This window comes from Rahnella sp. JUb53, assembly GCF_004346065.1.
In the GTDB taxonomy this organism is placed as follows: Bacteria; Pseudomonadota; Gammaproteobacteria; order Enterobacterales; family Enterobacteriaceae; genus Rahnella; species Rahnella variigena.
In genome coordinates, this window is sequence record NZ_SLYT01000003.1 from 355,251 (window position 1) to 368,169 (window position 12,919).

Here is a 12,919-nt window from a genome sequence, read left to right on the forward strand (position 1 = left end):
ACTCTTTACACTTTCTTCGCCAGTACGCTGTCTCGCTGTGCTGGCTGTACTGGCTATTTTATGGGCCGCAATTTACTGGGCAATATCGCTACCATGATTTTTGTTAACAATGTTGAAGTCGGCTATGACCGCCGGGCGGTTGCGATGCCGGTCAGCGGGCAATTTCTTTCGGGCTCACTGACGGCTGTTATCGGGGCTAACGGGGCGGGTAAATCCACTTTCCTCAAAACGCTGGCTGGCCTTCAGCAGGCGGTTGCGGGCAATATTACCTTCACCGGCGGAAAACGTCCGCGTCTGGCCTATTTACCGCAGCAGGCGGAATTGGATCGCGGTTTTCCGATCAGCGTATTCGACCTGGTCGCGATGGGGTGCTGGCCGCAAAGCGGACTTTTCGGCGGCATAAATCAGCAGTCAGCCACCGCAGTAACTCAGGCGCTTGAGACGGTCGGGATGACTGAAATGTCGCATTTGCCCGTAGGTTCGCTTTCCGGTGGTCAGCTGCAACGCACTTTATTCGCGCGTTTACTGGTGCAACAGGCGCCTCTCATCATGCTTGATGAACCTTTTACTGGCATCGATACCCAGACAACAGAACTGCTGCTCAAGGTGATTGCGCAGTGGCATCAGGAAGGCAAAACCGTCATTGCGGTTTTACATGATATCTCAATGGTTGCCCGGCATTTTCCTCATGTGCTTTACCTCAGCGCGCAAAAGAATCTATGGGGAACGGCGCATGACGTATTGGGTCACTTCCCGCATCAGGCGCATGCCTGTATTTCGACCGAACCTTTTTCTCTCGTGGCGGGAGTTGCCAATTCATGATGCTTTTTCATTTACTGGCCGATCCCTTTATTGAGTTTGGTTTCATGCGCCGCGCGTTAATTGCCTGTATCGCATTATCCATCAGCGCCACGCCTCTGGGCGTTTTCCTGCTATTACGTCGGATGAGTCTGGTGGGGGACGCACTTTCCCACGCCGTATTGCCGGGTGCCGCTATCGGTTATCTGATTTCAGGAATGTCGCTGGTCGCCATGGGAATTGGCGGTTTTATTGCAGGACTTGCAGTGGCGATGCTGTCAGGCCTGGTGAGCCGCCGCACACAATTAAAGGAAGATGCCAGTTTTGCCGGTTTCTATCTGGGTTCGCTCGCGTTGGGTGTGACGCTGGTTTCCCTGCGCGGTTCCAGTGTTGATCTTCTGCACGTTCTGTTTGGCTCTATTCTCGCGATCGATTCCTCAGCAATGATTATGGTCGGCATTATTACCAGTGTGTCATTGCTGGTGCTGGCCTGCATTTATCGCGCCCTGGTCATAGAATCCTTCGATTCACTGTTTTTACGGGTCAGCGCAGGGAAATGGCTGGCGGCGATACATGGGATTTTCCTGGCGCTGGTCGTTGTGAACCTGGTTGCCGGCTTCCAGATCCTCGGCACGCTGATGTCAGTCGGTTTGATGATGTTACCCGCGGCCAGCGCACGTTTCTGGGCGCAGGATTTACCCCATACCTTGCTGAGCGCCATGATTATCGGTGTGATCGCCAGTATCGTCGGGCTTATCTGGTCTTATTACGCTTCGCTGCCCGCAGGCCCGGCTATCGTCCTCAGCGCGACGGTGATCTTCTTTATTTCAGTTTTATTTGGAAAGCGGGGCGGGATGTTAACGGCTTCGCGAACTTAAGCAGCAGTAAGTTAATAAGCAGTACCACAATTAAGGGGACATGATGAAAGTATTACCTGTATCACTCGCAGCAGCTGCCCTGCTGTCGAGCCCGCTGGCTATGGCGAAAACCGTGGATGCGGTGGCCAGTTTTTCTATTCTCGGGGATATCGTTCAGGAAGTGGGCGGCGAGCACGTTAAAGTGACGACGCTAGTCGGACCTGACGGTGATCCGCACAGCTTTGAGCCTTCGCCGAAAGACAGTAAGGCGATTAATGCGTCTGATGTCGTTTTCGTCAGTGGCTTAGGTCTGGAGGGGTGGATCGATCGTCTGGTGACGGCTTCCGGTTACAAAGGTCATGTGGTGACGGCATCTGAAGGCGTTAATTCCCGTAAAATGGAAGAAGACGGCAAACAAATTACCGATCCGCACGCCTGGAACAGCATGGCGAACGGCGTGATTTATGCGACCAATGTGATGAATGCGCTGATCAAAGCCGATCCGGAAGATGCTGACTATTTCCGCCAGCGCGGAACCGCCTATATTGAGCAGTTACAGAAGCTTGATGCGTGGGCCAAAACTGAATTCACCGGCATTCCTCAGTCAAAACGTAAAGTGCTGACCAGTCATGATGCTTTCGGTTATTTTGGTCAGGAATACCATGTCAGCTTTATGGCACCGGTCGGCTTTTCTACCGAAGCGGAGGCCAGCGCCAGCGGTGTCGCGTCGCTGATTAAGCAGATCAAAGAGGAGAAGGTGAAAACGTACTTCATCGAAAATCAGACCGATCCGCGTCTGGTGAAACAAATTGCTGCGGCGAGCGGCGCGCAACCTGGTGGTGAACTGTATCCTGAAGCACTTTCAGGCCCGCAAGGCCCGGCCACGACGTATATCAAAGCGTTTAAGCACAACGTTGAGACGATCGTTGCCAGCATGAAATAAGATTTCCCCTCCTCACGGTTTCGCTGTGAGGAGGTTTTACATCATGTCTTAACATAAGAAAAAGCCCCGTCGGGCAAGCGGCGGGGCTTTTATTTTTTTTATAAGGGGCATAAGGGAAAGGCGCAGTGTTAACGCTTTTTCTTTCTGCCCTGAACGGCTTTAAAACGCGGATTGCTTTTACAGATCACATAAATCCGGCCTTTACGGCGAACCACGCGACAATCCGGATGACGATTTTTTGCCGAACGTAATGAACTCAGAACCTGCATAACAATTTCCCTGATGTTGTTTACTTTTTACCGAGGAAGCTGCCGAAGCGTTGATTGAATCGCGCGGTGCTGCCTTCTTTTGAATACTCTTTCTGCTTACCGGTGTAATACGGATGGGAAGCGGAAGAAACTTCAATCGTGATGTAAGGGTAGGTTGCCCCTTCCAGCTCAATGGTGCGGTCTGTCGAGATGGTTGAACCGACCTTGAAGTATTCATTAGCACTGGTGTCGTGGAAAACCACGGTGCGATACGCAGGATGGATAGCGGGTTTCATAATGCCTCAAGTTGTTATGTTATACTATAACAATAAGTATGCACCCATCTGTTTTCCGGTTCAAGACTCAGGCGAAAAAAAAGGCCGCATAAGCGGCCTTTCTTCAGTATGAGGATCCGTTACAGCGTCGGATGCTCTGTTTTGTGCGTATGTTCGATATCCTCGTTCTTCTTACCGAAGCGGCGACGAACCACTACGAAGAAGACCGGAACAAAGAAGATCGCCAGCAGCGTTGCTGTGATCATCCCGCCCATTACGCCGGTACCTACGGCGTTCTGAGAACCGGAACCTGCACCGGAGCTGATTACCAGCGGCATTACACCGAGGATAAATGCCAGTGAGGTCATCAGAATCGGACGAAGACGCATACGAACCGCTTCAAGTGTGGATTCGATCAGACCCTTACCTTCTTTGTCCATCAGGTCTTTGGCGAACTCAACAATCAATATGGCGTTCTTCGCCGACAACCCGATGGTGGTCAGCAGGCCTACCTGGAAGTAAACGTCGTTACTGAGTCCGCGCATCGTGGCTGCCAGAAGCGCACCCACAACCCCGAGCGGAACCACCAGCATGACCGAGAACGGTATTGACCAGCTTTCATACAATGCTGCCAGACACAGGAATACGACAATCAGGGAGATAGCGTACAAGGCCGGAGCCTGGTTCCCTGACAAGCGTTCCTGATAGGACAGACCGGTCCAGTCATAGCCGATACCGCTTGGAAGTTTGGAAGCCAGAGACTCCATCATCTCCATTGCAGCACCCGAACTTTTGCCCGGAGCTGGCTGACCCAGAATTTCCATGGATGGCAGACCGTTATAACGTTCCAGACGCGGTGAACCGTATTCCCATTTCGCACTGGAGAATGCAGAGAACGGCACCATCTGGCCAGCACTGCCACGGACATACAAGTTATTGATGTCAGACGGCAACATACGGTATTTATTTTCAGCCTGAACGTACACTTTCTTCACGCGACCACGGTCGATGAAGTCGTTGACGTAGCTACCACCAATCGAAGCACCGAGAGTGGTGTTGATGTCGGAAATTGAAACGCCAAGTGCCGTTGCTTTTTCCTGATCAATTTCGATTTTGAACTGTGGTGTATCTTCCAGACCGTTTGGACGAACCTGAGTCAGCAAGTCCGGATGTTGAGCTACCATGCCCAGCAACTGGTTACGTGCCTGAGTCAGCTTGTCATGCCCAAGGTTAGCCTGGTCAATCAACTGGAAGTCGAAGCCTGTCGCCGTACCTAACTCAACAATCGCTGGCAAGTTGAACGGGAACACCAGTGCATCTTTAATGGTGCTGAATGCGCCCATCGCACGGCCTGCAATGGCAGGAACTTTATTCTCCGAGCCGCTACGCTCAGACCAGTCTTTCAGACTGATAAACGCTATACCGGTGTTCTGACCACGACCAGCAAAGCCAAAGCCGTTGACCGTAAACACGGACTTCACGTTAGCTTTTTCTTTCGTCAGATAGTAATCGCTGACTTCGTCGAGCACTTTCTGTGTACGCTCCTGGGTCGCACCTGCTGGCAATTGCGCCATGGTCAGGAATACACCCTGGTCTTCTTCCGGCAGGAAGGAGGTTGGCAGGCGGATAAACAGGAATGCCATGCCGACAACGATCAGCAGATAAATCACCAGATAACGACCGGTGCTGCGCAGAATGTTGCCTACGCTGTCGGTGTAGTGGTGCGTGCTTTGGTCAAATTTCTTGTTAAACCAGCCGAAGAAACCTTTCTTATCGTGATGCTCACCTTTGGCAACCGGCTTGAGCATGGTCGCACAAAGCGCAGGTGTCAGGATCATCGCCACGAGAACCGACAGCACCATGGCCGAAACGATGGTGATGGAGAACTGACGGTAGATAACACCGGTAGAACCACCGAAGAAGGCCATCGGGATGAATACTGCGGACAGCACCATCGCGATCCCCACCAATGCACCCTGGATCTGCTCCATGGATTTTTTGGTGGCCTCTTTCGGAGGCAGGCCTTCTTCGACCATGACACGCTCGACGTTCTCGACGACGACGATGGCGTCATCGACGAGCAGGCCTATCGCGAGCACCATCCCGAACATTGTCAGGGTGTTTATCGAATAGCCAAACGCTGCCAGAATTGCAAAGGTACCGAGCAGGACCACCGGAACCGCAATGGTCGGGATAAGCGTTGCGCGGAAGTTTTGCAGGAACAAGAACATGACCAGGAATACCAGGACGATTGCCTCGAACAGCGTTTTACCTACTTCTTTAATCGAGATTTTTACGAACGGCGTGGTGTCGTACGGGTAAACAATTTCTAAGCCAGCCGGGAAGAATGGCTCAAGCTTAGTCAGTGTGGCTTTTACAGACGCCGCGGTATTCAGGGCGTTCGCACCAGTTGCCAGTTTGATACCCAAGCCTGACGCAGGTTGTCCGTTGAAACGGGCAATAACGTCGTAGTTTTCACCGCCGAGTTCGATTTTAGCCACATCTTTCAGGCGAACCTGAGAACCATCCTGATTTACTTTCAGAATGATTTTACCGAATTCATCAGGTGACTTCAGACGGGTCTGCGCCACGATAGATGAGTTCAATTGCTGGCCCGGAACCGGTGGTGTACCACCGAGCTGACCTGCTGCGATCTGGTTGTTCTGTACTTTGATGGCGTTGATGACATCTACCGGCGTCAGCTGGAAGTTGTTCAGTTTGTTCGGATCCATCCAGATACGCATCGCGTACTGAGCACCAAACAGCTGAACGTCACCTACACCCGCAGTACGGCTGATAGGATCCTTGATGTTGGAACCGACGTAGTCGGCGATATCATCCTGGGTCATTGAACCGTTATTGGAAATAAAGCCCGCTACCATCAGGAAGCTGCTGCTCGATTTCTCAACCGAAATACCCTGTTGCTGAACTTCCTGCGGCAGCAATGGTGTTGCCAGCTGCAGTTTGTTCTGAACCTGTACCTGCGCGATATCTGCGTCAGTACCGGAAGCGAAGGTCAGGGTAATCTGAACAGTACCTGATGAATCACTGGTCGACGACATGTACATCATGTTGTCGATACCGTTCATGTTCTGTTCGATAACCTGAGTAACGGTATCCTGTACGGTCTGCGCATCCGCACCCGGATAAGTTGCGGTCAGCTGGATAGCCGGTGGCGCAACGGTTGGATACTGTGCGATTGGCAATTTAAGTATTGCCAATCCCCCTGCCAACATGATGATGATCGCAATTACCCATGCAAAGATGGGACGATCTATAAAAAACTTAGCCATGAATTACCGGCTCCTATTAAGACTTCGTCGCTGTAGCGGGTGCTGCTGCGTTTTGATCGACTTCCTGTGCAGTAACCTGTACGCCTGGCTTAATTTTTTGCAGACCTGTCACGATAACTTTATCGCCACTTTTCAGGCCGTCTGTCACGACCCATTTGTCGCCAATTGCCTGCGTTGTGGTCACTGTACGAATTTCAACTTTATTGTCCGCACCAATCACCATCGCCGTGGCATCACCACGTGGGTTACGGGTAATACCTTGCTGAGGAACCAGCAGAGCGTTGTCGTTTACGCCTTCATCCAGACGTGCGCGCACAAACATACCTGGCAGCAGGGCGTCATTTGGATTAGGGAAGATGGCACGCAAAGTAATGGAACCGGTTGTTTCATCAACAGTCACATCAGAGAATTCTAATGTACCCGCCTGTGAATATTCTTTACCGTTATCCAACAGCAGCTTGACTTGTGCTTTGCCGTTAACTTGCTTGAGTGAGCCATCTGCCAGTTCCTGCTTCAGACGCAGGAAATCGTTGCTCGATTGAGTGACGTCAACGTAGATAGGATCAAGTTGCTGAACAGTTGCCAGTGCATTGGTCTGGCCGGTTGAAACCAGCGCACCTTCAGTTACCGACGAAATACCGATACGTCCGCTAATAGGGGAGGTGACCTTGGTATAAGCCAGATTGATACGCGCATTTTCAACGGCTGCTTTGGCGCTGACAACAGCGGCGTCAGCCTGAGCGGCAGTCGCCACAGCGGTATCGTAATCTTGCTTGCTGATGTAGTTAGTGCCAAGCAGAGGTTTATAACGAGTTACGGTCAGACGTGAAATCTGTGCATTCGCCTGAGCTTTTACCAGATCGCCTTTAGCGCTGTTATACGCGGCCTGATAAGTGGCTGGATCAATCTGATATAACGAAGTCCCGGCTTTAATTTCGCTGCCTTCAACGAAATTGCGTTTAAGAATAATGCCGCCAACCTGCGGACGTACCTCAGCGATGCGAAAAGCAGCAGTACGACCAGGAAGTTCGGTAGTCACATTCAACGGTTCAGTTTTGAGAGTAACGACCCCAACCTGCGGAGCATGAGGTGCGCCTTGTTGAGCTTCTTTATCGTTACATCCTGTAAGTGCTAAGCTTCCGGATAGCATCAGAACTACCGCCAGAGGCGTTAACCCTCTGTTTTTGTTCATAAATAAACCTCAAGTGTCCGATTTCAAATTGTCCAATGGATCACAACATTCCAAATCCATTGCTGCGCTTTTAGTATGTGCGTGCTATGTTACATACATTCAAGAATGTATGTAAATCAAACTCCCCTTAAAGATAAACCTATGGCACGAAAAACCAAATCACAGGCGCTGGAAACCAGACAACAGATTCTGGATGCTGCTGTGCGTGAGTTTTCTGCCCGCGGGGTATCGTCGACATCACTGACTGATATTGCGAATGCAGCCGGTGTGACGCGGGGCGCAATTTATTGGCATTTCAGGAACAAAGTGGAGCTGTTTAATGCGATTTGGGAAGCTTATGAATCCCGCATAAAAGTGCTTGAAGTAGAGTATCAGACAAAGTATCCGAATAATCCACTGCGTATTTTACGCGAAATCTTAATTTACATTCTGGTCGCCACTGTCACCGATAGCCAACGTAAAGCATTGATGGAGATTATATTCCATAAATGTGAATTTGTTGGGGAGATGACGTCAGTTCACGAAGCGCGCAAAGCGTTATACATGGAAGGTTACGGTAAAATCGAGCGTATTCTCGTGCGCTGTATAGAAGAAAAGCAGCTCCCGGTTGATCTTGATACCCGCCAGGCCGCCATTATTCTTCGTGCTTATCTCACAGGGCTGATGGAAAACTGGTTATTTATTCCTGAAAGCTTTGATTTAGAAGGGAATGCCGGGAGATTCGTGGATACGTATATTGACATGTTGTGCCGTTCGTCCTTTCTCACCGCGGTAAAATAACCCCTCAATACTTTCCTGTTAATTAATAAGCCTGCAAATTTACATCCCTTTTTGTTTATAAAATACACACTCTGATGTTGTATTCAGAAACGCTTTTCTCCTTCCTTTCATCGCCAACGCTGCTATTGTCATCTCCATATTATTCATTCAGTAAATGAGTTGACGCTGACGTATGTGTATCCGGTTTTTGGCCGCCCCTTCTGACGTAAGGCTTTCCCTGAAAAAAAGGGGAATGACAGGTTTTTTCACGCTTGTGATATGCGTTGCACTGCTTTTTATCTCCTTTTCCGGCCATGCGGCAAGTAATGATATTCCCGGCAGGAATGAAGTTCAGAACCAGCTGGATGCATTAAATCGCCAGAAGAACCTGACGCCGGTCGATAAGCTTTCGCAACAGGATTTGATCCACACGCTGGAATATCTTGATGCGCTGGAAAGAGTGAAGCAGGAAGTAAATCAGTTGCAAAAACAGGTCGCCGACGCACCGCAAAAACTGCGGGTCGCCATGGACGGTCTGGATCAGATCAAAAACAATCCGAAAGATGATGTGAATAAAGCTCAGCTTTCCGCGCTGTCGCTGCGTCAGCTGGAAAACCGTCTTAATGACACACTCGACGATTTGCAGTCTTCGCAGGAAGATTTATCGACTTTTAACACTCAGCTGATTTCCCTGCAAACCCAGCCTGAGCGCGTCCAGAACGCAATGTACTCCTATTCGCTGGCGATTCAGAAAATCCGTAATCAGCTCAACGGCATGTCGCCCGGTCAGCAGGATTTACGTAACACGCAACAAAACATGCTGGTCACGCAACAGGCTTTACTTGGGGCGCAGATTGACCTGCAACGTAAGAGCCTCGAAGCCAATACCACGTTGCAGGATTTACTGCAAAAACAACGTGATTACACCAACGCGCACATCAATCAGCTTGAACACACCGCGCAGTTATTGCAGGAAGTGGTCAACGGCAAACGGTTGATTTTGTCCGAGCGGACAGCGAAAGAAGCCCAAACGCCGGACGATGCCTCGAATATCCAAAATGACCCGCTGGTGGCGCAGGAACTGGGAATTAACCGCCAGCTCAGCGAACGTCTGATTGCCGCAACCGAGGAAGGCAACCAGCTGGTTCAGAAAAATATTACAGTGAAAAACTGGCTGGATCGTTCGGCGCAGGCTGAGCATGACCTTAAAGAGCAAATTACGGTGCTGAAAGGCAGCTTATTATTGTCGCGCATTTTGTATCAGCAGCAGCAAAATACTATCCCACCTTCCGGTCTGATGACCGATATGAGCACGCGGATTGCTGATTTGCGGCTTGAGCAGTTCAAAATTAATCAGCAGCGTGATGCCTTATTTCAGGGCGACAGTTACATTCAGGGGGTGGTGACCAACAGCAAAGAGACGATTAATGACGATATCAGCGATGCGCTGGATCAGATTGTCGATATGCGCCGCGAACTGCTTGATCAACTGAATAAGCAACTGGGTAATCAGCTGTCTCTGGCCATCAATTTACAGATTAACCAGCAACAATTGCTGAGCATCAACCAGTCGCTTACAGAAACGCTGACTCAGCAGATTTTCTGGGTGAGCAGTAACAAGCCGATGAACTGGGAGTTCATCAAATCATTGCCGGGCGATGTCAAAAGTCAACTAAGCGACCTGCATGTCAGTATTCCACCGGGCGAACTGATGCTGGGTGCGTTGCATTCCCTGCCGGTGACCATCCCGTTATTAATCGTTATTTTGCTGCTGTTATGGCGCAGGAAATACATTGATCAGCGGATTGATATGTTGAGTAATGATGTCGGACAACTCAAGCGCGACAGCCAGCTGCACACGCCGCAGGCGCTGTTATTGATGGTTCTGAATGTTTTACCCGGCGTGTTACTGATGCTGGGCGTCGGCTACTGGCTTTCGCAATGTGATATCGAACCGAGCGACTTTTTATGGACGCTGGCACAGCGGCTGGCGGTGTTCCAGCTGGTCATGGGCTTTTGTTATCGCATTCTTAAACCCGGTGGCATCAACGAGCGGCACTTTACTACACCTGCGGCCACTTGCGCGCATTATCGTCGTTCCGTCATTCGTCTGAGCCTGGTGATGTTGCCGCTGATTTTCTGGTCCGTGCGCGGCGAGAAAGCACCGCTCGGTCTGGTGGATGACATCATCGGGCAGGTGGTGATTTTCCTGACGCTGCTGGCGCTGACGGTTCTGGTATTCCCGATCGCACGCGATGGCTGGCGTGAAAAAGATTCTCACAGCATTCGTCTGGTGGTGGTCACGGCGATTGCGATTGCGCCGGCTTTCCTGGTCGGGCTGGTGGTCACCGGATATTTTTACACCACGCTGCGTCTGGCGGGCCGCTGGATTGACAGTCTTTACCTGCTGATTTTCTGGAACATTATTTATCTCACCGCGCTCAGGGGATTAAGTGTTGCAGCACGGCGTCTGGCGTATCGTCGTGCGCTGGCCCGCCGTCAGACAAACCTGGCGAAAGAGGGCGCGGAAGGTAATGAGCCGGTTGAAGAACCGCAAATTGGTCTGGATCAGATTAACCAGCAATCGCTGCGCCTGACCACCATGGGACTGTTCTTCATCTTCGCGACAGTGTTCTACTGGATTTGGTCGGACTTATTGACGGTGATTTCCTATCTCGACAGCATAACGTTATGGCATTACTCCAGCACGGTGGCGGGTGCGGTCACTCAGCAAACCGTGACGCTGGGTAATATGCTGCTCGGTTTTCTGGCGGTGATCGTGGCGTATGTTTTGACGAGAAACCTGCCGGGCCTGCTGGAAGTGGTGGTGCTGTCGCGGCTGCAATTACGGCAGGGGACGTCGTACGCTATCACTACCATCCTGACGTATTCGATCACGGTGATCGGGGCGATCACGGCGCTCGGTTCTCTCGGGGTCTCGTGGGATAAATTGCAATGGCTGGTGGCGGCACTGTCGGTCGGGCTGGGCTTTGGTTTGCAGGAGATCTTTGCGAACTTTGTTTCGGGTCTGATTATCCTGTTCGAACGCCCGGTACGTATTGGCGATACCGTAACCATTGGCACATTTTCCGGCACGGTCAGTCGTATCCGTATCCGCGCAACAACCATTATCGATTTTGACCGCAAAGAAGTGATCATCCCTAACAAAGCCTTTGTGACGGAACGGCTGATCAACTGGTCACTGAGCGATACCGTCACCCGCGTGCTGATCAAAATTGGCGTGGCGTACGGTTCTGATCTGGATAAAGTGAAAGAGATCTTGTTGCAGGCGGCGCATGAAAACGCCCGTGTGATGAGTGATCCGGCACCGCTGGTCTTCTTCCTTAATTTTGGTGCCAGCACGCTCGATCACGAACTGCGTGTTTATGTTCGTGAACTGGGCGACCGCAGTTATACCGTCGATGAACTTAACCGCAGTATTGATAAACTGTGCCGTGAGAACGACATCAATATCGCCTTCAATCAGCTGGAAGTGTATCTGCACAATCAGGACGGCAGTGAGATTCAGGAAGTTAAGCGCGTGTTGAGACAACCGGGTGATGAACCGGATGCGTTGCCTCAGGGCTAATGGGAAGCGGGCAATTCAGGGGAATGCGAAAGGTTCCCCTGATACAGTCAGCCGGACGGCTTAAAGGTAACTAATTGACAGCGTGCTTTTGCTGTTTTTCAGCTTTTCCTGATAATCGCGTTGTACGATTTCCAGTGCTGCGAGAGCGGTTTCCGGTGCAATTTCGTTGCACTCAAGCAGGTAAATCAGATCAACAGCAAGCTGAAGTTCGGGAGGCGCATTTTCTACGGACATATTGGCCAACATTATTATTAGCAGGTTTTGGACTTACCATTATAGATAAGAAAATGGCGGGTCTGAACGCCGGATTAAAAAAATGTGATAAAGATTCAAAAACCTTTTTCCTGCCGCTCGATTTGCCTCTCAATTTTGGCCAGTGCCTGACGACACCGCATTAAACGTCCTTCCAGCGCAGCCAGTTCTTTTTGCACGCGTTGCTGATCGCTGAACGTGGCGAGTTGTCCCAGCGTAGTTTCCCGGTCTTCAATCATCGCAATCAGACGACGCTCGAACTGCTGAGTTTCCGCGAGTTTGGTATAATTATCATGACTTTTTCGCTCCGGCGTCTGGTGCGTTTTACGCAGTGTTTGCGTGGCGAGTTCACGCTGCATGGCGGTGATTTGTGCCACCAGTCGCTCGGCAATAAACGCCACCTGCGCGGAACGTTTCTCAACCACTTCCTGATTCAGTTGCTGTAAATTCATCTTAATTTCTGCCAGATAATCGCGCAGACGGGTGCCTTTGGTTGAGAAAAGGGCGATATCAAACCGGGCCTGCGAAGCGGAAACATGGCCGATGGGTTCGATTTCCCGCGCCAGAGTTTCTATTTGCTGATCAAGGACATGTAAAATTCGTTCAGTGCTCACAGGTTATCTCCATTAATGACGCTCATAGCTTACCTGCAACCGGCGGTTATGACACCTTCGTTGCACTTGTATAAACTGGGGGCTTAATTTCTGGCAATT

The 12,919-nt window shown here is 50.7% G+C and carries 11 protein-coding genes; 5 read left to right on the forward strand and 6 right to left on the reverse strand.

Translation table 11 applies throughout. The annotated features are described in order from the left end of the window. Positions 1–60 precede the first annotated feature (60 nt). Genes EC840_RS09395 through EC840_RS09405 form a run of 3 tightly spaced genes read left to right on the forward strand, consistent with a single transcriptional unit; the run spans position 61 to position 2,598 of the window. The gene (locus tag EC840_RS09395; protein ID WP_132965067.1) at positions 61–822 is read left to right on the forward strand and encodes an ABC transporter ATP-binding protein; all 762 of its coding nucleotides are present in this window, start codon (positions 61–63) and stop codon (positions 820–822) included. Then, the gene (locus tag EC840_RS09400; RefSeq protein ID WP_112287526.1) at positions 819–1,676 is read left to right on the forward strand and encodes a metal ABC transporter permease; all 858 of its coding nucleotides are present in this window, start codon (positions 819–821) and stop codon (positions 1,674–1,676) included. Before EC840_RS09395 ends, EC840_RS09400 begins: the two co-directional genes overlap by 4 nt. 43 nt (positions 1,677–1,719) lie before the next feature. Then, positions 1,720–2,598 carry a metal ABC transporter substrate-binding protein gene (locus EC840_RS09405; RefSeq protein WP_112287527.1) on the forward strand — a complete coding sequence of 293 codons (879 nt, stop codon included), beginning with the start codon at positions 1,720–1,722 and terminating at the stop codon, positions 2,596–2,598. A gap of 128 nt (positions 2,599–2,726) precedes the next feature. Here EC840_RS09405 and ykgO read toward each other — a convergent pair whose 3' ends face one another. From ykgO to EC840_RS09425, 4 genes are all read right to left on the reverse strand, one after another. Beyond that, positions 2,727–2,867 (reverse strand): type B 50S ribosomal protein L36, encoded by a 141-nt coding sequence (ykgO, locus tag EC840_RS09410; protein WP_004954542.1) that lies wholly within the window; start codon positions 2,865–2,867, stop codon positions 2,727–2,729. Positions 2,868–2,887: 20 nt separating this feature from the next. Then, positions 2,888–3,142, reverse strand: coding sequence for a type B 50S ribosomal protein L31 (locus EC840_RS09415; RefSeq protein WP_112287528.1), 255 nt, complete (start codon positions 3,140–3,142; stop codon positions 2,888–2,890). Positions 3,143–3,261: 119 nt separating this feature from the next. Further along, complete coding sequence (gene acrB, locus EC840_RS09420; RefSeq protein ID WP_113876130.1) at positions 3,262–6,414, reverse strand: multidrug efflux RND transporter permease subunit AcrB; 3,153 nt, start codon at positions 6,412–6,414, stop codon at positions 3,262–3,264. Positions 6,415–6,430: 16 nt separating this feature from the next. Then, entirely contained in the window at positions 6,431–7,606 is a 1,176-nt protein-coding gene (locus EC840_RS09425) for an efflux RND transporter periplasmic adaptor subunit (protein ID WP_112287530.1), read from the reverse strand. A 141-nt stretch (positions 7,607–7,747) separates the two neighbouring features. On the opposite strand from EC840_RS09425, the gene acrR reads away from it, so the two are divergent. Both acrR and mscK read left to right on the forward strand, forming a co-directional pair. Next, positions 7,748–8,386, forward strand: coding sequence for a multidrug efflux transporter transcriptional repressor AcrR (gene acrR / locus EC840_RS09430; protein WP_129638324.1), 639 nt, complete (start codon positions 7,748–7,750; stop codon positions 8,384–8,386). A gap of 232 nt (positions 8,387–8,618) precedes the next feature. Then, complete coding sequence (gene mscK, locus EC840_RS09435) at positions 8,619–11,954, forward strand: mechanosensitive channel MscK (RefSeq protein WP_240783289.1); 3,336 nt, start codon at positions 8,619–8,621, stop codon at positions 11,952–11,954. A 60-nt stretch (positions 11,955–12,014) separates the two neighbouring features. Here mscK and rsmS read toward each other — a convergent pair whose 3' ends face one another. Next, entirely contained in the window at positions 12,015–12,188 is a 174-nt protein-coding gene (rsmS, locus tag EC840_RS09440; RefSeq protein ID WP_015690305.1) for a pleiotropic regulatory protein RsmS, read from the reverse strand. Between the two features lie 95 nt (positions 12,189–12,283). After that, positions 12,284–12,820, reverse strand: a complete 537-nt coding sequence (locus EC840_RS09445; protein WP_112287533.1) for a primosomal replication protein — start codon at positions 12,818–12,820, stop codon at positions 12,284–12,286. Between the last annotated feature and the right edge of the window lie 99 nt (positions 12,821–12,919).

Coding starts and splice junctions, on each gene's coding strand:
- EC840_RS09395 (WP_132965067.1), top strand. CDS start 61: ATGGGCCGCAATTTACTGGGCAATATCGCTACCATGATTTTTGTTAAC.
- EC840_RS09400 (WP_112287526.1), top strand. CDS start 819: ATGATGCTTTTTCATTTACTGGCCGATCCCTTTATTGAGTTTGGTTTC.
- EC840_RS09405 (WP_112287527.1), top strand. CDS start 1,720: ATGAAAGTATTACCTGTATCACTCGCAGCAGCTGCCCTGCTGTCGAGC.
- ykgO (WP_004954542.1), bottom strand. CDS start 2,867: ATGCAGGTTCTGAGTTCATTACGTTCGGCAAAAAATCGTCATCCGGAT.
- EC840_RS09415 (WP_112287528.1), bottom strand. CDS start 3,142: ATGAAACCCGCTATCCATCCTGCGTATCGCACCGTGGTTTTCCACGAC.
- acrB (WP_113876130.1), bottom strand. CDS start 6,414: ATGGCTAAGTTTTTTATAGATCGTCCCATCTTTGCATGGGTAATTGCG.
- EC840_RS09425 (WP_112287530.1), bottom strand. CDS start 7,606: ATGAACAAAAACAGAGGGTTAACGCCTCTGGCGGTAGTTCTGATGCTA.
- acrR (WP_129638324.1), top strand. CDS start 7,748: ATGGCACGAAAAACCAAATCACAGGCGCTGGAAACCAGACAACAGATT.
- mscK (WP_240783289.1), top strand. CDS start 8,619: ATGACAGGTTTTTTCACGCTTGTGATATGCGTTGCACTGCTTTTTATC.
- rsmS (WP_015690305.1), bottom strand. CDS start 12,188: ATGTCCGTAGAAAATGCGCCTCCCGAACTTCAGCTTGCTGTTGATCTG.